Here is a 21674-nt window from a genome sequence, read left to right on the forward strand (position 1 = left end):
TCCCGCGACGTACCGGTGTGCCCGGCACAGCACGGACGGATCTCATGGCGTCCCGCCACGCCGTGAAGCGCTCTTGGCGAACTTTGACCGAGAACGTTCGGCGTCAGGCGGCGCCTCTTCACGGACTCGGCAGGTGGCCGGTCCGGACGGTGAGTGACAGCTCCGCTACCGCGATGCGATCCTGCCATCTGTGGCACTCCACGAGGAGATCCGGACCGACGGACCCGGGCTTTCCCGCAGGTCAGCCCTATAGGGTGAGTTTTCCGGTCCGGACACATCAGATGCGGGGGAAGTGAGGGGTGGGACCTTGGGTTCCGACTCAGGGGCACGCACAGCCTTCGCCGAACGCCTCGCCCTGCTGTACAGGGAGGCCGGGAACCCGCCTCTGAAGAGCGTGTCCGAGGCGGTCGTCCGGCTCCAGCGGGTGGACGAGCGCGGGCGTCCGGTGAGGGTCTCCGCGCAGCGCATCAGCGACTGGCGGCGGGCCAAGAACGCGCCCGCCCAGTTCGCCGCCCTCGCCGCGGTCCTCCAGATCCTCATCCCCGAGGCCCGCCGCGCCAGCCCCGCCCCGGTCTCCAGCGGCCTGTACGACCTGGCCCAGTGGCAGCGGCTGTGGGAACGCGCCCTGGCCGACCCGGTGGGCGAGCGCCCCGACGGCCCCGCCGAACCGCCCCCCGCGCAGGAACCGCCCGTCTCCGGCGGGGTGTGCCCGTACCGGGGACTCGCCTCCTACCGGCAGGAGGACGCCCGCTGGTTCTTCGGCCGGGAGCGCGGCACGGAGGCACTGGTGGCCCAGTTGCGCGCCGCCGAGAGCGGTGGGGGGCTGGTGATGCTGGTCGGGGCCTCGGGCGCCGGGAAGTCGTCCCTGCTCAACGCCGGCCTGGTGCCCGCGCTGGAGGAGGGCTCGCCCGCAGGGGGCGACGGCGGCGCCCGTACCGTGCTCCAACTGGTGCCCGGCGCCGACCCGCTGGGCGAGCTGACCCGCCGCATCCCGGCCCTCGCCCCGCTCGCCGACGAAGCGCGGGCCGCCGGGGAGGAGGCCCGCACCCCGGCCGCCGGGGCGATACGGGAGGCGGTCGCCGCGTGGGCGCTCGGCCGGAGTCCCGGCACACCGGCCGTGACCATCCCCGGCCCGCGCTCCTCACCGGAGTCACCGGCACCCGGCACCCGCAGGACGGCCCGGCCGGTGCTGATCGTGGACCAGTTCGAGGAGACCTTCACGCTCTGCCCGAGCGAGTCCGACCGCCGCGCCTTCGTCCAGTTCCTGCACGCCGCCTGCACCCCCGGCCCCACCGGCCCGGCCCCGGTCCAGGTCGTCCTCGGCATCCGCGCCGACTTCTACGAGGAGTGCCTCGGCTACCCCGAACTCGCCGACGCCCTCCAGCACCGGCACATGGTGCTCGGCCCGCTGACCACCGCCGAGCTGCGCGAGGCGGTGACCGCGCCGGCCAGGGCGGTCGGCCTGGAGCTGGAGGCGGGGCTGACCGAGCTGATCGTCCGCGAGGTGAGCGCGGACGGACCACGCGGCGCCCATGACGCGGGCGTCCTCCCGCTGCTCTCCCACGCCCTGCTCGCCACCTGGCAGCGCCGCAAGGCCGGACGGCTGACGGTGGCCGGATACCGGGCGGCCGGCGGCATCCAGGGCGCGGTCGCGGCCACCGCCGAGCGCGCCTGGTCCGGGCTCGACCCGGCCGCCCGCACCGCCGCCCGGCTGCTCCTGCTGCGCCTGGTCCGGCTCGGCGAGGACACCCAGGCCACCCGCAGGCGCGGCACCCGGCGCCAGTTGGCGGCCGAGTCCACCGACCCGGACAAGACCGAGGAGTCCCTGGAGGCACTGGTCCGCGCCCGGCTGGTCACCCTCGACGCGGAGACCGTGGAGATCACCCACGAGGCGCTGCTGCACGCCTGGCCCCGGCTGCGGCACTGGATCGACGACAACCGGGGCGACCATCTGCTGCGCCAGCGGCTGGAGGAGGACGGCCGGGCCTGGGAGGACTCCGAGCGCGACAGCTCCCTGCTGTACCGGGGCTCCCGTCTCGAGCAGGCGCGCGGCTGGGCCGAGTCGGCCGGGGACACCTATCTGACGCGCGGCGCGCTGGACTTCCTGGCCGCCTCGGTACGGCTGCGCAGGCGCACGGTGCTGGTCAGCCGGGCCGCGGTGGCGGCGCTGACCGTGCTGGCGGTGCTCGCCGCGGGAACCGCTGTGGTCGCCTGGCAGCAGCGCAACGACGCGGTGTTCGAGCAGGTCCTCGCGGAGGCCGACCGGGTCCAGCACACCGACCCCTCGCTCGCCGCGGGCCTCGACCTGGTGGCGCACCGGCTGCGCCCGGACGACGAGGGCGCCTACAGCAGGCTGATCTCCATCGTGAACGCCCCGCTCGCCACCCCCCTGACCGGCCACACCGGCGCCGTCTACCTCACCTCCTTCAGCCCGGACGGCAAACTGCTCGCCACCGCCAGCTACGACCGCACCGTCCGCTTGTGGGACGTCTCCGACCGCGGCCACCCCAGGCCCCTGGGCGCCCCGCTGCGCGGCCACCGGAGCTGGGTGAGCAGCGCGGTGTTCAGCCCCGACGGGCACACCCTGGCCGGCGCCGGCGACGACGGCACGATCCACCTGTGGGACGTCACCGACCCCGCGCACCCCAGATCCCTGGGGGAGCCCCTCACGGGCCACGACGGCACGATCTACCTGGTCGCGTTCAGCCCGGACGGCCGCACCCTGGCCAGCGCGGGCGAGGACCGCACCGTGCGGCTGTGGAACGTGGCCGACCCGCACCGGGCGCGACCCCTGAAGACGCTGCGCGAGCACACCGCGCCGGTGCGCTCGGTGGCGTTCAGCCCGGACGGGCGGACTCTCGCCTCGGCGGGCGACGACGACACCGTGCGGCTGTGGGACGTGGCCGACCCCCGGCATCCCGAGGCACGGCGCGAGGTGTTGCGGGGACACACCGATCTGGTGCATTCGGTGGCGTTCAGCCCCGACGGCAAGGTGCTGGCCAGCGGCAGCGCGGATGACACCATCCGGCTGTGGAACGTGGCCGACCCGGCCCGTCCGGCCGCGCTCGGCTCCCCGCTGACCGGGCACACCGGGCCCGTGTGGTCGGTGGCGTTCAGCCCGGACGGCGGCCGGCTCGCGGCGGCCAGCGCCGACAGCACGGCCAGCCTGTGGAACGTCACCGACCCGGCCTCCCCGTCCCAGGTCGGTGAGCCGCTCGCGGGGAGCAGCGGTGAGATGTACGCGCTGGGGTTCAGCCCGGACGGCCGTACCCTCGCCACCGGCAGCGGGGACGGCAAGGCCCGGCTGTGGGCGATGCCGACCTCGGACATGACCGGGCGCAGCGCCGCGTTCCGCCCGGACGGCGAGGTGCTGGCCACGGCGGCGCGCGACGGCCGGGTCCGGCTGTGGCGGGTCACCGCTCCGGGCCGGCCGGTGGCGCTGGGCGCGCCGTTCATGCCGGCGGACGGCGGGCAGCGCACGCTGATGTTCGCCCCGGACGGCCGCACGCTGGCCGTGCTGACCGGGAACCGCTCGGTCTACCTCTGGAACGTCCGCGACCCCGCGCATCCGGTGGTCGCCGGGCCGCCGCTCAAGCTCATGACCCGTTTCATGGGTTCCGACGCGCTCGCCTTCAGCCCGGACGGCCGCATCCTGGCCACCGCCTACGACGACCACCGGCTGCGGCTGTGGAACGTGACGGACCCCGCCCGCCCGGCCCCCTACGGCGAGCCCCTGGCCGGTCACCGGGGTTACATCAACGCGCTGGAGTTCACGCCGGACGGGCGCACCCTGGCCAGTGGCAGCGCGGACGGCACGATCCGGCTGTGGAACGTACGCCAACCGGCCAGGCCCGCGCCGCGCGGCCGCCCGCTCACCGGCCACTCCGGCCCGGTCAACGCGCTGGAGTACAGCCCGGACGGGCACACCCTGGTCAGCGGCGGCGACGACGACACGGTCCGGCTCTGGGACGTCACCGACCCCGGCTCGGCGGCGCCCATCGGCCGGCCCCTGACCGGGCACACGGAGTCGGTGACCTCCCTGACCTTCAACGCGGACGGCCAGACCCTGGCCAGCGGCGGCAACGACAACACCGTCCGGCTCTGGGACCTCACCGACCCCGGCTCGGCGGCACCGATCGGCCAGTCGATGAGCCCGTACGCCAAGACCGGCAACTTCCTCGCCTTCAGCCCCCGCAGCCACGTCCTCGGCGTCTCCAGCGGCGCGGACACGGTACGGCTGTGGAGCCTGGACGCGGACGAGGCGGTCCACCACATCTGCGCGGTCACCCGGGACGTCCTGACCCCGCAGAAGTGGCACGAGTACCTCCCCCGCCTCTCCTACGACCCACCGTGCCCCCACTGACCCACCAAGATCAGCCAACTCCCCCACCGATCAACCCCGTTGGCCCCGCAACGCCCCCAACCTTGTTACCCTTGGCCATAGCCCGATCGCTGGTGCATCCCCCGTCGCCAGCGATCGGGTCTTCGCGTTCTGAAGGCTCGCCCGCAGCCGAGGCCCCCGCCTCGCGCCTTTCGGGGAAAGCAGGAGACCCCCGGTCCAGGTGGACCGGGGGTCTTCGTGAATGTGGGGCTAACAGGATTTGAACCTGTGGCCTCATCCTTATCAGGGATGCGCTCTAACCAACTGAGCTATAGCCCCGCCCGCGCTTAGCGGGGTGTGTCCCGCGCGCTGACTCCTGAAGATTAGCGCACGACCGGGGCAGTCCCAAAATCGGTTGTCGGGGGATCGTCGAAGGGGCCAGGAGGCACCCTCACTCGTCCTCCGCCAGCGTCAGTTCGACGCCGCCCACGAAGCCCGCGGAGAGGTTGTAGATGAACGCGCCCAGGGTCGCCAGGGCCGTGGCCAGGACGACGTCGATGACCGCGATGATCGTGGCGAACATCAGGACGTGCGGCAGGGAGAGGTAGGACTGGAGGTCGAAGCCGGTCGCCTCGGTGGCCCCGGTCGCCTCCGAGATCGTGCCGCCCACGGTGGAGAACACGCCCATCGCGTCCAGCACCATCCACAGCACCGCCGACGCCACGATCGTGCAGATCCCGAGCGCGATGGAGAGCAGGAAGCTGACCTTCATCACCGACCACGGGTCCGCCTTGGCCACCCGCAGCCGCGCCTTGCGGGTGCGGGGCGCCGTGCCCACCCCGGTGCGCGGACGGCGCACCGCGCCCTCCGGAGGCTGCGCCGCGTACGCCTGCGGCGGGTGGTACGGCCCGGCCGGCTGCTCGGGTCCACGCTCACCGGGCAGCGGGGAGGCCGCCATGCCCTCGGTCGCACCGGCCTTGGCCTGGGCGCCACGGGTGTCCGTCACGGTTCCCCCCTGGGAATCGGAAGAAGCAGAAGAATCGGCGGAAGGAGTCTGCCCGGCCGCCTGCGGGCCGGTCGCGGGACCGGCGCTCCCCGCGCCGCCCCGCTTCTTCCCCGCCTTCGCGGCGGAGCCACGGCCGCCGCCGTCCGTCTCCGTACCCGTGGAGGTACCGGCCGATCCGGCGCCCGTGGCTCCGCTCACGTGATTCACTCCTCGTGCTACTCGGCCGAGGGCGCCTCACCCTCGTCCGTGCCGGCGATCTCGATGACCTCGACGGTCTCGTCGACGACGATCTCGCCGTCGACCTCCTCCGCCTCGCGGCCCGCTTCGGCGTTGCGAGCGATACCGACCACGGCATCGCGCTTGCCCAGGTTGATCAGTTGGACGCCCATGGTGTCACGGCCCGTCTCCCTGACCCCGCTGACGCGCGTGCGAATCACACCGCCGGAGAGGGTGATCGCGAGGATCTCGTCACTCTCCTCGACGATCAGCGCGCCCACGAGCGAACCACGGTCCTCCACGATCTTGGCAGCCTTGATGCCCAGACCGCCACGCCCCTGGACTCGGTACTCGTCCACGGCCGTGCGCTTGGCGTAGCCGCCGTCCGTCGCGGTGAAGACGAACGTACCCGTTCGCACCACGTTCATCGACAGCAGCTCGTCGCCCTCGCGGAAGCTCATGCCCTTCACACCCGAGGTGGCACGGCCCATCGGACGCAGCGTGTCGTCCGAGGCGGTGAACCTGATCGACTGCGCCTTCCGGCTGACGAGCAGCAGGTCGTCGTCCGCGGAGACCAGCTCCGCGCCGATCAGCTCGTCGTCCGTGCCGTCCTCGCGCGCCCGCAGGTTGATGGCGATGACACCACCGGAACGCGGCGAGTCGTAGTCCTTCAGCGGGGTCTTCTTCACGAGGCCCGCCTTCGTGGCCAGCACCAGGTACGGCGCCGCCTCGTAGTCGCGGATCGCGAGGATCTCGGCGATCGCCTCGTCCGGCTGGAAGGCCAGCAGGTTGGCGACGTGCTGGCCGCGCGCGTCCCGGCCGGCGTCGGGCAGCTCGTACGCCTTCGCCCGGTAGACCCGGCCCTTGTTGGTGAAGAACAGCAGCCAGTGGTGCGTGGTGGAGACGAAGAAGTGGTCGACGATGTCGTCCTCCTTCAGCTTCGCGCCCCGCACCCCCTTCCCGCCGCGCTTCTGCGCCCGGTAGTCGTCCGTCTTCGTGCGCTTGATGTAGCCGCCGCGCGTGACGGTGACGACGATGTCCTCCTCGGCGATCAGGTCCTCGATGGACATGTCACCGTCGTAGGGCACCAGCGTGCTGCGCCGGTCGTCGCCGAACCGCTCGACGATCGTGGCCAGCTCGTCGTGGACGATCTGACGCTGCAGCTCCTCGGAGGCGAGGATGCGGTTGTACTCGTTGATCTTCGCCTGGAGCTCGTCGTGCTCCTGGACGATCTTCTGGCGCTCCAGGGCGGCCAGACGGCGCAACTGCATCTCGAGGATGGCGTTGGCCTGGATCTCGTCGATCGTGAGGAGGTCCATCAGGCCGCCGCGGGCGATCTCGACGGTCTCACTGCGCCGGATCAGCGCGATGACCTCGTCGATGGCGTCCAGGGCCTTCAGCAGACCGCGCAGGATGTGGGCGCGCTCCTCGGCCTTGCGCAGCCGGAACCGGGTCCGGCGGACGATGACCTCGATCTGGTGCGTCACCCAGTGCCGGATGAACGCGTCCAGCGACAGCGTGCGCGGCACCCCGTCGACCAGCGCCAGCATGTTGGCGCCGAAGTTGGTCTGCAGCTCGGTGTGCTTGTACAGGTTGTTCAGCACGACCTTGGCGACCGCGTCCCGCTTGAGGACGATCACCAGACGCTGACCGGTGCGCGAGGACGTCTCGTCACGGACGTCGGCGATGCCGCCGATCTTGCTGTCCTTCACCAGGTCGGCGATCTTCTGCGCCAGGTTGTCGGGGTTCACCTGGTACGGCAGCTCGGTGACCACCAGGCACTGGCGGTTCTGGATCTCCTCGACCTCGACCACCGCGCGCATCGTGATGGAGCCGCGACCGGTGCGGTACGCCTCCTCGATGCCCTTGCGGCCCACGACCAGCGCGCCGGTCGGGAAGTCCGGGCCCTTGATGCGCTCGATGAGGGCGTCCAGCAGCTCCTCCTGCGACGCCTCCGGGTGCTCCAGGTGCCACTGGGCGCCGGCCGCGACCTCACGGAGGTTGTGCGGCGGGATGTTGGTCGCCATGCCGACCGCGATACCGGCCGAGCCGTTGATCAGCAGGTTGGGGAAGCGGGCGGGCAGGACGGTCGGCTCCTGGGAGCGGCCGTCGTAGTTGTCCTTGAAATCGACGGTGTCCTCGTCGATGTCGCGGACCATCTCCATCGACAGCGGCGCCAGCTTGCACTCGGTGTAGCGCATGGCGGCCGCCGGGTCGTTGCCCGGGGAGCCGAAGTTGCCGTTGGAGTCGACGAGCGGCATGCGCATCGACCACGGCTGGGCGAGGCGGACCAGGGCGTCGTAGATCGAGCTGTCGCCGTGGGGGTGGTAGTTACCCATGACGTCGCCGACCACGCGGGCGCACTTGTAGAAGCCGCGGTCGGGGCGGTAACCGCCGTCGTACATCGCGTACAGCACACGGCGGTGGACCGGCTTGAGGCCGTCCCGGACGTCGGGCAGCGCACGGGACACGATGACGGACATCGCGTAGTCCAGGTACGAACGCTGCATCTCCGCGTCGAGGCCGACCGGCTCGATGCGCGTGGTGACGATCTCGCCGGTCTCTTCCTCCGGCGTCACTGGCTCAGGCATGAAGTTCGAGGTGTCGTCGGTCATTGCTGGTGAAGATCCTTCCTGATGCGGTCAGCTGAGACCGACTCAGATGTCGAGGAAGCGGACGTCCTTGGCATTGCGCTGGATGAACAGACGCCGGGCCTCGACGTCCTCGCCCATCAGCACCGAGAACAGGTCGTCGGCCTGGGCGGCGTCGTCGAGGGTGACCTGGCCGAGGACGCGGTGCTCCGGGTCCATCGTGGTCACGCGCAGCTCCTCGGCGTTCATCTCGCCGAGACCCTTGAAGCGCTGGATGGAGTCCTCGCGGACACGCTTGCCGCGCTGTCGGCCCATCTCCAGCAGCGCGTCGCGCTCACGGTCGGAGTACGCGTACTCGACGTCGTCCCGACCCCACTTGATCTTGTACAGCGGCGGGCGGGACAGGTACACGTACCCGGCCTCGACCAGCGGCCGCATGAAGCGGAACAGGAAGGTCAGCAGCAGGGTGTTGATGTGCTGGCCGTCGACGTCGGCGTCCGCCATCAGGATGATCTTGTGATAGCGGAGCTTCGTGATGTCGAAGTCCTCGTGCACGCCCGTGCCGAAGGCGGAGATCAGCGCCTGGATCTCCTGGTTCTGCAGGATCTTGTCGATCCGCGCCTTCTCGACGTTGAGGATCTTGCCCCGGATCGGGAGGATCGCCTGGAACTGCGGGTTGCGGCCGGACTTGGCCGAACCGCCGGCGGAGTCACCCTCGACGATGAAGATCTCGCACTTGGACGGGTCGTTCGACTGGCAGTCGGACAGCTTGCCCGGTAGCGCGCCGGACTCCAGCAGACCCTTGCGCCGGGTGAGGTCGCGGGCCTTGCGGGCCGCCACACGCGCGGTGGCCGCCTGGATGCCCTTGCGGATGATCTCCGCCGCCTCGACCGGGTTGCGGTCCAGCCAGTCGTTGAGGTGCTCGTAGACCGCGCGCTGCACGAAGGTCTTGGCCTCGGTGTTGCCCAGCTTGGTCTTGGTCTGGCCCTCGAACTGCGGCTCGCTCAGCTTGACCGAGATGATCGCGGTCAGACCCTCGCGGATGTCGTCACCGGTGAGGTTGTCGTCCCGCTCGCGCAGCAGCTTCTTGTCGCGCGCGTACTTGTTGATCAGGGAGGTCAGCGCGGCCCGGAAGCCCTCTTCGTGCGTGCCGCCCTCGTGCGTGTGGATGATGTTGGCGAAGGAGTAGACACCCTCGCTGTATCCGCCGTTCCACTGCATGGCGACCTCGAGGGACAGGCTCTTGTCCTTGTCCTCGGCCTCCAGCGAGACGACGGTCGGGTGCACGACGTCGCCCTTGCGGGAGTTCAGGTACGTCACGAAGTCGACGATGCCGCCGTCGTAGCGGTACGTGACCGACTTGACCTCGGCCTTCTCGTCCGCGCCCGCCTCGTCCGCGCCGCTCGTGGCCTTCGCCGACTCGCGCTCGTCGGTGAGCCTGATCGTCAGGCCCTTGTTGAGGAACGCCATCTCCTGGAAACGCCGCGACAGCGTCTCGAAGGAGTACTCCGTGGTCTCGAAGATCTCCGGGTCGGCCCAGAAGGTGACCGACGTGCCGGTCTCCTCGGTCGCCTCGTTCTTCACCAGCGGCGCCGTGGGGACGCCCATCTTGTAGTCCTGCGTCCAGCGGTAGCCGTCCGTCTTCACCTCGACGGCGACCTTCATGGACAGCGCGTTCACCACGGACACGCCCACACCGTGCAGACCGCCGGAGACGGCGTAACCGCCTCCGCCGAACTTGCCGCCCGCGTGCAGCACGGTCAGCACGACCTCGAGGGCCGGCTTGCCCTCGGAGGCCACGATGCCCACCGGGATGCCTCGGCCGTTGTCCACCACGCGGACGCCGCCGTCGGGCAGGATCGTCACGTCGATGGTGTCCGCGTGGCCGGCCAGCGCCTCGTCGACGGAGTTGTCGACGACCTCGTACACAAGGTGGTGCAGACCGCGCTCACCGGTGGAACCGATGTACATGCCGGGGCGCTTGCGGACCGCGTCCAGCCCTTCGAGCACGGTGATGGCACTGGCGTCGTACGAGGCGACGACTGCCTCGCCGATGACGCCGGCGTCGGTGGAAGGGATGTTCTCGTTGGGGTTGCCGGAATCGGCCACGAAGCGCCCTTTCTGGCACAGCACGAGCGCTCCTTGCGGGTGCGCGCCCTCCGGGAGGAGGGTTGCCGGAGCGGCTGCGGCATGTTGCGTTGGTAAGCCCTGAATCAGCGTTGCTCAGCTTTTCCCGAGCGGTCCCCACGATTGGGGCGGGATTGCCTTCCAGTCTACCGGTAGCGCCGACAATGATGGGGGCTTGCGGGCACCTGAGTCCGCATGTGCCGCCCTGAACCGGCCCCGACCGGGTCCCGATATGGGGAAGGGGGCTGCGAGGGGCTCACAGCGGCGCTCAGGGCTTCGGGCCGTCAGCCCTTGTCCATCGGGGGGTCGGCCCATGATCGGACCGCGATCCGTACACCTGTACGGCCGTGGAGTGCCCTTGCGCCTCACAGGTCAGACGTGAGGTACGTCACCCGTAGGTGTCGCCCGGACCAGCGCTTCCCGGCGCCCTGAGGGGCCCGTAACGGCGCACCGGGGCACCCGGACCGTTCACCTTGATCATGCGGACGGTGCCGTGCCCGAGGTCCTCGTTCAGCCGGGCCACGAGGGTCGGCGCCAGCAGCCGGAGCTGCGTCGCCCACGCGGTCGAGTCACAGGAGACCGACAGCACCCGCTCGTCCTCGTCGTACCGCTGCGGCACGCAGTGCTTGGCCAGGTCCTCGCCGACGATCTGCGGCCAGCGGCCCATCACCCCGCCGACCGCCGCCGGCGCCTCCCAGCCCCGCTCGTTCAGCAGCCGGTTGATCGCCGCGCCCAGCGCCATCGGGTCGCGGCCGTCCGCCCGCGCGCCCGAGCGCAGACCGCCACCGCGCCGCGCCTGCTTCTTCTGCCGCGCCGCGTCCCCACGCGCGCGTGCCTGCTCCTTCGCCGCGCGCAGCGCCACGCGCGCGAGGTCGACACCGGACGGCTCCGGCGCCTTGCGGTCCTCGCCCTCGGCGCTCACGCCGGCTCCACGGTGCCGTCGGAGACGGCGTACCGGGCGCCCGCCAGGACGTGCGGCACGTCGTCGTCCACCGCGGCCGTCACCAGCACCTGCTCGCCGGGCGCGACCAGCTCGGCCAGCCGCTCACGGCGGCGCGCGTCCAGCTCGGCGAAGACGTCGTCGAGGATCAGCACCGGCTCGTTGCCCTCGGCGCGCAGCAGGTCGTAGGAGGCCAGGCGCAGCGCGAGCGCGTAGGACCAGGACTCGCCGTGCGAGGCGTAGCCCTTGGCGGGGAGACGGCCGAGCCGGAGCACCAGGTCGTCGCGGTGCGGGCCGACCAGGGTCACGCCCCGCTCGATCTCCTGCTTGCGCGCCTCGGCGAGCGCCGCCAGGAGCTGCCCGGCGAGTTCCTCGCGGGTGTGGGCCGGGCCGGGGGCTGAGGACTTGTAGTCCAGCGCGACGGGGCCGCCGCCGGGGGCGAGCTGCTCGTACGCCTTGTCGGCGAGCGGCTGGAGGACCGCGATCAGGTCCAGGCGCTGGGCGAGCAGCTCGGCGCCCGCGTGGGCGAGGTGCTGGTCCCACACGTCGAGCGTGGAGAGGTCCATGGAGCGGCCGCCGTGGCGGCGTGCGAGGGCGGCCGACTTCAGCAGGGTGTTGCGCTGCTTGAGCACCCGCTCGTAGTCGGAGCGGACGCCCGCCATGCGCGGGGCGCGGGCGGTGATCAGCTCGTCCAGGAAACGGCGGCGCTCACCGGGGTCGCCCTTGATCAGTGCGAGGTCCTCGGGCGCGAACAGCACGGTCCGCACGATGCCCAGGACGTCACGCGGCCTGACCTGCGAGGACCGGTTGATCCGGGCCCGGTTGGCGCGGCCGGGGTTCAGCTCCAGCTCGACCAACTGCTGCCGCTCGCCCTGGCGGACCTGCGCCCGGACGACGGCGCGCTCGGCGCCCATGCGGACGAGGGGGGCGTCGGCGGAGACCCGGTGGCTGCCGAGGGTGGCCAGATAGCCGACGGCCTCGACCAGATTGGTCTTGCCCTGGCCGTTGGGGCCGACGAAGGCGGTGACGCCCGAGCCGAGCGGAACCTCGGCCCGGGCGTACGAGCGGAAGTCGGCCAGCGAAAGATGCGTGACGTGCATGGTCGTTCGCCGACCTCCCTCGACGGTCTGTGGATCGCGGGGCGACCCTGTGGACTACTTCTCCGCTACGGCTTCTTCTCGACGGCGTGGCCGCCGAACTGGTTGCGCAGCGCGGCGATCATCTTCATCTGCGGCGAGTCGTCCTGCCGCGAGGCGAACCGCGCGAACAGCGACGCGGTGATCGCGGGCAGCGGCACCGCGTTGTCGATCGCGGCCTCCACCGTCCAGCGTCCCTCACCGGAGTCCTGCGCGTAGCCCCGCAGGCCGTCCAGGTGCTCGTCGTCGTCCAGGGCGTTGACCGCGAGGTCGAGCAGCCAGGAACGGATGACCGTGCCCTCCTGCCAGGAGCGGAAGATCTCGCGGACGTTCTCCACGGAGTCGACCTTCTCCAGCAGCTCCCAGCCCTCGGCGTACGCCTGCATCATGGCGTACTCGATGCCGTTGTGGACCATCTTGGAGAAGTGGCCCGCGCCGACCTTGCCGGCGTGCACGGAGCCGAAGTCGCCCTCGGGCTTGAGCGCGTCGAAGACGGGGCGCACCTTGGCGACGTTCTCCTCGTCACCGCCGTACATCAGCGCGTAGCCGTTCGCCAGGCCGTGGACGCCGCCGGAGACGCCGCAGTCGACGAAGCCTATGCCCTTGGCCGCCAGCTCCTCGGCGTGCTTCTCGTCGTCCGTCCAGCGGGAGTTGCCGCCGTCCACGACCACGTCGCCGGGCTCCAGCAGCTCGCCGAGCCGGTCGACGACTCCCTGCGTCGCCTCGCCCGCCGGGACCATCACCCAGACCACGCGCGGGGCGCTGAGCTTGCCCACAAGCTCTTCGAGGCTGTGGACGTCCGCGAGGTCCGCGTTGCGGTCGTATCCGATGACGGTGTGGCCTGCGCGGCGGATGCGCTCGCGCATGTTGCCGCCCATCTTGCCGAGGCCGACGAGACCGAGCTCCATCAGTTGTTCCTTAGGTCGCTGAATGGCGTGCCGGGCACGTGGGTGCCCGGCACCGAGCCTAACCGCGACCCGTCATGCACAGGTGTGGGCATACGCGCTCATACGTACGCCCCCACCTGGGCTTTTGTCCGGGAGCCAGGCTCAGCCGCTCAGCCGCACCGGCATGATCAGGTACTTGTAGGCGTCGTCCGCCTCCGCGTCCAGCGCGGGCTTGCCGCTGAGCAGCGCCGGCTTGGTGGACGTGGTGAACGAGAGCTGGGCCACGGGGGAGTCGATGGCGCTCAGACCGTCCAGCAGGAAGGTCGGGTTGAAGGCGATCGAGATGTCGTCGCCGTCGAGCTGGGCGTCGACCCTTTCCACAGCCTGTGCGTCGTCGCTGGAACCGGCCTCCAGGATCAGCACGCCCTGCTCGAAGCTCAGCCGCACCGGGGTGTTGCGCTCGGCGACCAGGGCGACACGCTTGACGGCCTCCACGAAGGGGGCGGTCTCGATCACGGCGACGGAGTTGAACTCCGTCGGGAACAGCGTGCGGTACTTCGGGAGGTCGCCCTCCAGCAGCCGCGTGGTGGTGCGGCGGCCGGCGCCCTCGAAGCCGATCAGGCCCTCGCCCGAGCCGGAGCCGGAGAGCGCCAGGGTGACGCTGTCACCGGCGCCGAGCGACTTGGCGGTGTCCAGCAGTGTCTTGGCCGGGACCAGGGCGACCGCGGAGGCGTCCGGGTTCTCCGGCTTCCACAGGAACTCGCGGACCGCGAAGCGGTAGCGGTCGGTGGAGGCCAGGGTGACGGTGTCGCCCTCGATCTCGATGCGCACACCGGTGAGGACCGGCAGCGTGTCGTCACGCCCGGCGGCGATGGCCACCTGGGACGCGGCGGCCGCGAAGACCTCGCCGGGGACGGTGCCCGTGGCGGTCGGCATCTGCGGCAGCGCGGGGTACTCCTCCACCGGCAGGGTGTGGAGGGTGAACCGCGAGGAGCCGCAGACCACGGTCGCCCGCACGCCGTCGGTGGAGATCTCCACCGGGCGGTTGGGCAGCGCGCGGCAGATGTCGGCCAGCAGGCGGCCGGAGACCAGGACGGTGCCCTCCTCCTCGACCTCGGCCTCGACGCCCACCCGGGCGGAGACCTCGTAGTCGAAGCCCGACAGGCTGAGCTGGCCGTCCTCGGCCTTCAGCAGCAGGCCGGCGAGGACAGGCGCCGGCGGACGGGCCGGGAGGCTGCGTGCCGCCCACGCCACTGCCTCCGCGAGTACGTCGCGTTCCACCCGGATCTTCACCGTAAGCCGCCTCCTGCTGTTGCCTTCTGAGTCCTCCGACTCGGTGTCGCCGCCCGTTGCCAGGGGAAGGACACCGGTGACCAGTCTGACGCACTGCGCTGACAGCGGGTGCCGGTCGGGGTCAAGTCGGGCCGAGCGGCAGTTGAGCGCGAAACAGCGAGTTGTGCACAGGCCCCGCTTCGAAACGGATTCCTAGCTCTCTCTAGTCGGGAGTAGTAGTAGGGCCTGTGGATACCGTGGATAACCTCGTTTTCGCAGGTCAGACCCCAAATTTTATCCACTGACCCTGTGGGTGGAGCCGGTGGACAACTCGCCCTCTCTGTGGAGAACAGAAAGTTCTGCACACACCGCCCACAGGACGGGGCGAGTTCTCCCCAGATGCGTCCCCAGGTTTGGCGCCGTTTCCCACAGGGGCTGTTGGCAGTTTCGTGTGACGGCTTTCACTCGACGCAGTGACCGGGCCCGTGGAGTTGCCGAACAGTGGACAGTGATGTGGAGAAGCTGGCTCCCGCTGGGGACAACCGCCCCCAACCTGTGGGCCGAGCCGTGGACAACGTTACGCACAGGGTGTGGACAGAGAGTCTGTCCACACCCTGTGGAGATCGTTCGTCCACGAATCCACAGCCCTCTGAGCTGCGAGGATGCCCAGACCTCAGGGTCCCTGTGGACACAGCTTGGGACAACTTCGCGGTCCCCAGGCTGTGGGCGGAAGAAAGTCGGGAAATCTGTGGAGGGAGGCCGTAACTCCACGGTGAATCGAACACAAGGTTGCTGATGGGACACGGGGCGGCGGGGTCGGGGCGGGGGTCGGACCGGGTTCGGACTGGGTTCGGGCGGGGTTGCGGTGGGGGTTGGCGGCGATTCCGGGTGGCTTCGAGGGTCGGTTGCGGGGGCGGGCGGGTGCTGCGAGATGGCTCGACGGGGCGGCGGGAGCCGTGAAGGGGTGCGGCGGAGGCTCAGCGGGCTGAGGCGTGGCAGTAGGAGGCCGACGAGGCTTCGGGGCGCTCGCGCTGCCCGGTGCGCGGCCGGCCGTACGGCAGCCCTCTTCCCTGGGCCGGGCAGGCATCGGCCGACAGATCACTCGCGACTCACTCGCGACGGCGGTCCTCTCGGCCATCAGACGGTCGCGCGATCGTCTCCGCCTCCGTGGCAGACGCTCCGCCCCGAGTACGGCGAAGGGCGCCCCGGAGACCTCCCGGAGCGCCCTCAGAGCCCGTACGCGGCCGCTGTCAGCCGTTCTTGATGCGGTTCGTCAGCTCGGTCACCTGGTTGTAGATCGAGCGACGTTCGGCCATCAGCGCCCGGATCTTGCGGTCCGCGTGCATGACGGTGGTGTGGTCCCGGCCGCCGAACTGGGCGCCGATCTTCGGCAGCGACAGGTCCGTCAGCTCGCGGCACAGGTACATCGCGATCTGACGGGCGGTGACCAGCGCGCGGCCGCGCGAGGTGCCGCACAGGTCGTCCACCGTGAGCCCGAAGTAGTCGGCGGTGGCCGCCATGATGGCCGTGGCCGTGATCTCCGGGGCCGAGTCCTCACCGCCCGGGATCAGGTCCTTGAGGACGATCTCGGTGAGCCCCAGGTCCACCGGCTGCCGGTTGAGCGACGCGAACGCCGTCACCCGGATCAGCGCGCCCTCCAGCTCGCGGATGTTCCGCGAGATCCGGGAGGCGATGAACTCCAGCACCTCCGGCGGGGCGTTGAGCTGCTCCTGCACCGCCTTCTTGCGCAGGATCGCGATCCGCGTCTCCAGCTCGGGCGGCTGGACGTCGGTGATCAGGCCCCACTCGAAGCGGTTGCGCAGCCGGTCCTCCAGCGTGACCAGTTGCTTGGGCGGCCGGTCGGAGGACAGCACGATCTGCTTGTTGGCGTTGTGCAGCGTGTTGAAGGTGTGGAAGAACTCCTCCTGCGTCGACTCCTTGTCCGCGAGGAACTGGATGTCGTCGACGAGCAGGATGTCCATCTCCCGGTACCGCTTGCGGAAGCTGTCGCCCTTGCCGTCGCGGATGGAGTTGATGAACTCGTTGGTGAACTCCTCCGAGCTCACGTACCGCACGCGCGTGCCGGGGTAGAGGCTCCGCGCGTAGTGCCCGATCGCGTGCAGCAGGTGCGTCTTGCCGAGCCCCGACTCCCCGTAGATGAAGAGGGGGTTGTACGCCTTCGCCGGCGCCTCGGCGACGGCCACCGCGGCCGCGTGCGCGAAGCGGTTGGAGGCGCCGATCACGAACGTGTCGAAGAGGTACTTCGGGTTCAGCCGCGCGGTCGGCTCGCCGGGACCCCCGGTGCTCGGGGACGAGGAGCCGGAACCACCGCGGCCGGCGGACGGCAGCTCGGGACGCCCGGTCCCGCCCCCTCGGCGCCCGCCACCGCTGTCCGACGGCGGCTCGGGCCGCTCACGGCGGACCGGGTCGCGCTGGTCGTACTCGGCGCGGGGCGCGCCGTACTCCGGGCGCGGTGCGTCGTCGTAGCCGGGACGCTGCTGCTCGTATCCCTGGCGCTCGCGGCCGCGCGAGCGGTAGTCCGGCCCGCCGTAGGAGTCCTGGGACGGAGAGGCGTAGGGGTCGCGCTCGGGGTAGCCGAGACGGGGCTGCTGCCAGCCGTAGTCGTCCTGGCCCGAGCGCGGCCAGGCGCCCGGCTCGGGACGCTGGTACTCGGCCGGGTAGGTGGGGCGGGCCGTCGGCATCCGCTCCTCGCGCCCGCTCTGCTGCCGCTCGCCCCGACTGTCCGGACCGTCGCCCGGGAGCTGCTGGTCCTCGGTGCGGCGGCGGCCGTAGCCCTCGTAGGGGCCGGAGGGCAGTTCCGGCTCCTCGTAGCGCGGCGGGGCGCCCTGTTCGCGGGTGTCCGGCTGCTCGTGGCCGGACGACGGCTGCGGGGCCGGGGGGCCGCCGACGGAGTCGTCCACGGTGATGGCGATCCGGATGGGGCGGCCGCACTCGCGGCTCAGGGTCTCGCTGACGACCGGGGCCAGGCGGCCCTCCAGTACGCCCTTGGCGAATTCGTTCGGCACGGCGAGCAGTGCGGTGTCCGCGACCAGGGCCAGCGGCTGGCAGCGCCGGATCCAGTGCTCGTCCTTGGTCTCGACGCCCTGGCCCCGGCCCTCGCCCAGGAGCTTCTCCAGTACGCGTGGCCACACTGCGGCAAGATCGGCAGGTACGTCAGCCACAGGGCACGCTCTCTCGCAGGTCCCACGAACGTGTGGTTGTGGGATGGGTCGGGATGAAAATCTGGTGGACGCCGGACTGGGCCGGGCAATCCCGGTCGTGCTGGGACAAGGGAACGAATCGGAGTCCAGCCACGGTAGTCAGGGCGGCGGGTAGGGTTCAAGTTGTTGTCCCCAGCCTGTGGACAGTGTCCCCCGACGGGCGCCGGTTTGACCGGATGGCGTAGCCGCGCGTACCGTGACCAGGTCGAGTTGTCGATGGCTGCTGCCGCCTGCCTCCGATGGGCACAGATCGCTTCAGGTGATCGGGAAGCGGTGCACTCGGGCGTGACGCGAGCTACTCGTGGGCGCACGGTGACAGCCAAGACGGCACCCCGCCACCACCGATTTCTTCTGGAGCCCCCGAGTGAGCAAGCGCACCTTCCAGCCGAACAACCGTCGTCGCGCGAAGACCCACGGCTTCCGGCTTCGTATGCGTACCCGCGCCGGCCGTGCCATCCTGGCGACCCGCCGCAGCAAGGGTCGCACCCGCCTGTCCGCCTGATCCCGATCAGGTCATGACATCGTGCTGCCCCCCGAAAACCGGCTGAGGCGGCGCGAGGACTTCGCATCCGCGGTACGACGAGGACGCCGGGCCGGTCGTCCGACTCTCGTCGTACACCTTCGTAGCGGTGCCACGGACCCGCACGCGCCTGGGGAGAGCGCTCCCCCGACGCGTGCGGGTTTCGTCGTGAGCAAGGCCGTGGGCAACGCGGTCGTCCGCAACACCGTCAAGCGCAGACTGCGTCACCTGATGCGTGACCGAGTCGCCCTTTTTCCCCCCGGTAGCCTGGTAGTCGTACGCGCGCTGCCCGGATCGGGCGACGCGGACCACGCACGGCTGGCCCAAGACCTGGACGCCGCTCTCCAGCGGCTACTGGGAGGGGGCACGCGATGAAGTACCCGCTACTGGCTCTGATCAAGTTGTACCAGTGGACGATCAGTCCGCTGCTGGGGCCGGTGTGCAAGTACTACCCGTCGTGCTCCCATTACGGCTACACGGCCATCGACCGGCACGGTGCCATCAAGGGAACAGCTCTCACGGCCTGGCGCATTCTCCGCTGCAATCCGTGGTCGCTGGGCGGTGTGGACCATGTCCCGCCGCGCAAGCGCCCGCGGTGGCACGAGACGCTGCGCAACGCCTGGGGCGCACGCAAGGGCGGGAACTCCGCCGAACCGGCCACCGAGGCGAAGCTTTCTTCCGAGCCACCTTCGGGCCCGGCCGCAGAGAACTCGTCCCATGCCCAAGGAGCATGATTAGTGGACACGATTGCCAGCTTCTTCAGCTTCATCACGACACCCGTCTCCTGGGTCATCGTCCAGTTCCACACGGTGTACGGGTCGATCTTCGGTCCCGACACGGGGTGGGCCTGGGGCCTGTCCATCGTGTCCCTGGTGATCCTGATCCGCATCTGCCTGATCCCGCTCTTCGTGAAGCAGATCAAGGCCACGCGCGCGATGCAGACGCTCCAGCCGGAGATGAAGAAGATCCAGGAGCGCTACAAGAACGACAAGCAGCGCCAGTCCGAAGAGATGATGAAGCTGTACAAGGAGTCGGGTACCAACCCGCTCTCCTCGTGCCTTCCCATCCTGGCGCAGTCGCCGTTCTTCTTCGCCCTCTACCACGTGCTCAACGGCATCGCTTCGGGCAAGACCATCGGCGTCATCAACGACTCGCTGCTGGAGAGCGCCCGTAAGGCCCACATCTTCGGCGCCCCGCTCGCGGCGAAGTTCAAGGACAACGCCGACACCCTGCATGCGCTGCAGGCCACGGTCACCGATGTGCGGGTCGTCACCGCGATCATGATCATCCTGATGTCGGCGTCGCAGTTCTACACGCAGCGCCAGCTCATGACGAAGAACGTCGACACCTCGGTGAAGACCCCGTTCATGCAGCAGCAGAAGATGCTGATGTACGTCTTCCCGATCATGTTCGCCGTCTTCGGCATCAACTTCCCGGTCGGTGTCCTCGTCTACTGGCTGACCACCAACGTGTGGACCATGGGCCAGCAGATGTACGTCATCCGCAACAACCCGACTCCGGGCTCCAAGGCGCAGGCCGCCTACCTGGAGCGGCTGACCAAGCACGTCACGCACCACGGCAAGGTCCGCCGCCGCAGCGCCCGGCTGATCGTCAAGGCGATCGTCGCCAAGGGCCGCGACCGCAACGAGGCCGAGCGGAAGTTCATCAACGCCCTCAGCAAGGCCGGTCTCACGGCTCAGGCTGACGGCAACGTGGTCAAGAGCGAGAGCCAGGCCGTCGCCCAGGCCGAGGACGGCACGCCCACCGCGGCCGCCACGGCGCGCCGGCAGCAGCCCAAGCGGCAGAGCAAGTCCCAGCGCCAGTCGGGGCAGAAGCAGCCGCACGAGGACGAGCCGGCCGACGAGCCCTCGTCCCCGTCGCCCTCGCTGACCAAGTCCGAGGAGCCGCAGGACGCCGCGCCCAAGGCCCCCAAGCAGACTTCGAAGCCCGGTTCCGGCACCCGCAGCAAGGCCCAGTCCGGGCAGCGCAAGGGTGGCCAGCGGCCCAAGTCCCCGTCCAAGAAGTAAGAAGGAGCCCATCCCGTGACGGAAGGCACCACCACCGCCGCCGCCGAGGGTGCAGACACCCTCACCCGCCTGGAGCAGGAGGGTGAGGTCGCTGCGGACTACCTCGAGGGTCTGCTGGACATCGCCGATCTCGACGGCGACATCGACATGGACGTGGAGGCCGACCGCGCCTCTGTCTCGATCATCAGTGACGCGCACGGCCGCGACCTGCAGAAGCTGGTCGGCCGGGACGGCGAGGTGCTGGAGGCGCTTCAGGAGCTGACGCGCCTGGCCGTGCACCGCGAGACCGGTGACCGCAGCCGGCTGATGCTGGACATCGCGGGCTACCGGGCCCAGAAGCGCGCCGAGCTGGCCGAGCTGGGTGCCGAGGCGGCCGCCGAGGTCAAGAGCAGCGGCGAGCCCATGAAGCTCAAGCCGATGACGCCGTTCGAGCGCAAGGTCGTCCACGACGCGATCAAGGGTGCGGGACTGCGCAGCGAGTCCGAGGGCGAGGAGCCGCAGCGGTTCGTCGTCGTGCTGCCCGCCTGATCGGCCCCATGGTTCCATCGGCCCCGTCTGACCAACAGACGGGGCCGAAGTTTGTCAGCCTGGTAGTTCTGAGGGCCGGTGCGTGAAGCATCGGCGCGGTACGGAAGGACGGTCCCCGTGACGGAGGCAGCGGAGCTTCCCCCCGCGCCCGAACAGGCGCGGGAAGTGTTTGGCGATCGCTTCGAGGATGCGGTCCGCTATGCGGAGTTGCTGGCCGAGGCAGGAGTCCAGCGTGGTCTGATCGGCCCGCGGGAGGTGCCCCGCCTGTGGGAGCGGCACCTGCTGAACTGCGCGGTGCTCTCCGAGGCCGTCCCCGAGGGGGTGACGGTGTGCGATGTCGGCTCGGGTGCGGGACTGCCGGGTATTCCGCTGGCCCTGGTGCGGGAGGACCTGAACATCACCCTGCTGGAGCCCCTGCTGCGGCGCACCACGTTCCTCACCGAGGTCGTGGAGCTGCTGGGCCTGGACCATGTCACCGTGGTCAGAGGCCGGGCGGAGGAGATGCTGGGCAAGGTGCCTCCGGTCCATGTGGTGACGGCACGCGCCGTGGCCCCGCTGGACCGGCTGGCCGCGTGGGGCATCCCGCTGCTGCGGCCCTACGGCGAGATGCTGGCGCTCAAGGGTGACACTGCCGAGGAGGAGCTGAAGGCCGCGTCCACCGCACTCAGCAAGCTCGGTGCGGTGTCGACCTCGGTCCTCCAGGTGGGCGAGGGCGTGGTGGACCCGCTGTCCACGGTGGTCCGGGTGGAGGTCGGTGAGAGCCCGGGTGGTGTGCGGTTCGCCGCCAAGCGGGCCAAGGCGGCCCGGACGAGCCGGACTCGTCGCCGCCGCTGACTGACGGTTCAATACGGTCGCGCCGCTTGATCGGCTTGAGCACACACA

The 21674-nt window shown here is 70.4% G+C and carries 15 protein-coding genes and 1 tRNA gene; 7 read left to right on the forward strand and 9 right to left on the reverse strand.

The window, feature by feature from the left end; translation table 11 throughout:
• Positions 1 to 307: 307 nt before the first annotated feature.
• Entirely contained in the window at positions 308 to 4363 is a 4056-nt protein-coding gene (locus HEK131_RS00340; RefSeq protein WP_244333211.1) for a hypothetical protein, read from the forward strand.
• Positions 4364 to 4586: 223 nt separating this feature from the next.
• Here the strand turns inward: HEK131_RS00340 and HEK131_RS00345 are convergent.
• The 9 genes from HEK131_RS00345 to dnaA form a co-directional block, all read right to left on the reverse strand.
• Positions 4587 to 4660: transfer RNA gene (locus HEK131_RS00345), tRNA-Ile, on the reverse strand.
• A gap of 112 nt (positions 4661 to 4772) precedes the next feature.
• A complete protein-coding gene (locus HEK131_RS00350; protein ID WP_217463535.1) occupies positions 4773 to 5525 on the reverse strand; it encodes a DUF3566 domain-containing protein in 753 nt (250 codons plus the stop codon).
• 17 nt (positions 5526 to 5542) lie between these two features.
• Positions 5543 to 8158, reverse strand: coding sequence for a DNA gyrase subunit A (gyrA, locus tag HEK131_RS00355; protein ID WP_217463534.1), 2616 nt, complete (start codon positions 8156 to 8158; stop codon positions 5543 to 5545).
• A gap of 42 nt (positions 8159 to 8200) precedes the next feature.
• Entirely contained in the window at positions 8201 to 10267 is a 2067-nt protein-coding gene (gene gyrB, locus HEK131_RS00360; protein WP_217463533.1) for a DNA topoisomerase (ATP-hydrolyzing) subunit B, read from the reverse strand.
• Positions 10268 to 10649: 382 nt separating this feature from the next.
• The gene (locus HEK131_RS00365) at positions 10650 to 11183 is read right to left on the reverse strand and encodes a DUF721 domain-containing protein (protein ID WP_217463532.1); all 534 of its coding nucleotides are present in this window, start codon (positions 11181 to 11183) and stop codon (positions 10650 to 10652) included.
• The gene (recF, locus tag HEK131_RS00370; RefSeq protein WP_244333212.1) at positions 11180 to 12301 is read right to left on the reverse strand and encodes a DNA replication/repair protein RecF; all 1122 of its coding nucleotides are present in this window, start codon (positions 12299 to 12301) and stop codon (positions 11180 to 11182) included. Before recF ends, HEK131_RS00365 begins: the two co-directional genes overlap by 4 nt.
• A gap of 65 nt (positions 12302 to 12366) precedes the next feature.
• Complete coding sequence (gene gnd, locus HEK131_RS00375; RefSeq protein ID WP_217463530.1) at positions 12367 to 13245, reverse strand: phosphogluconate dehydrogenase (NAD(+)-dependent, decarboxylating); 879 nt, start codon at positions 13243 to 13245, stop codon at positions 12367 to 12369.
• A 141-nt stretch (positions 13246 to 13386) separates the two neighbouring features.
• On the reverse strand, positions 13387 to 14517 hold the full coding sequence (gene dnaN / locus HEK131_RS00380; RefSeq protein WP_161147283.1) for a DNA polymerase III subunit beta: 1131 nt from the start codon (positions 14515 to 14517) through the stop codon (positions 13387 to 13389).
• 1229 nt (positions 14518 to 15746) lie between these two features.
• Positions 15747 to 17678, reverse strand: coding sequence for a chromosomal replication initiator protein DnaA (gene dnaA / locus HEK131_RS00385; protein WP_279614236.1), 1932 nt, complete (start codon positions 17676 to 17678; stop codon positions 15747 to 15749).
• 403 nt (positions 17679 to 18081) lie between these two features.
• On the opposite strand from dnaA, the gene rpmH reads away from it, so the two are divergent.
• From rpmH to rsmG, 6 genes are all read left to right on the forward strand, one after another.
• Positions 18082 to 18219 (forward strand): 50S ribosomal protein L34, encoded by a 138-nt coding sequence (gene rpmH / locus HEK131_RS00390; RefSeq protein ID WP_064728817.1) that lies wholly within the window; start codon positions 18082 to 18084, stop codon positions 18217 to 18219.
• Between the two features lie 21 nt (positions 18220 to 18240).
• Positions 18241 to 18612 (forward strand): ribonuclease P protein component, encoded by a 372-nt coding sequence (rnpA, locus tag HEK131_RS00395; RefSeq protein WP_161147285.1) that lies wholly within the window; start codon positions 18241 to 18243, stop codon positions 18610 to 18612.
• Positions 18609 to 18971: a membrane protein insertion efficiency factor YidD gene (gene yidD, locus HEK131_RS00400; protein ID WP_217463527.1), complete on the forward strand. Its 363-nt coding sequence runs from the start codon at positions 18609 to 18611 to the stop codon at positions 18969 to 18971. The genes rnpA and yidD overlap by 4 nt, the downstream gene beginning before the upstream one ends.
• 3 nt (positions 18972 to 18974) lie before the next feature.
• Complete coding sequence (gene yidC / locus HEK131_RS00405; protein WP_244333213.1) at positions 18975 to 20264, forward strand: membrane protein insertase YidC; 1290 nt, start codon at positions 18975 to 18977, stop codon at positions 20262 to 20264.
• 15 nt (positions 20265 to 20279) lie between these two features.
• Positions 20280 to 20792, forward strand: a complete 513-nt coding sequence (locus HEK131_RS00410; RefSeq protein ID WP_217463525.1) for a protein jag — start codon at positions 20280 to 20282, stop codon at positions 20790 to 20792.
• A 117-nt stretch (positions 20793 to 20909) separates the two neighbouring features.
• Positions 20910 to 21626, forward strand: a complete 717-nt coding sequence (gene rsmG / locus HEK131_RS00415; RefSeq protein ID WP_161147289.1) for a 16S rRNA (guanine(527)-N(7))-methyltransferase RsmG — start codon at positions 20910 to 20912, stop codon at positions 21624 to 21626.
• Positions 21627 to 21674: the final 48 nt, after the last annotated feature.

Source organism: Streptomyces seoulensis (genome assembly GCF_022846655.1).
GTDB lineage: Bacteria > Actinomycetota > Actinomycetes > Streptomycetales > Streptomycetaceae > Streptomyces.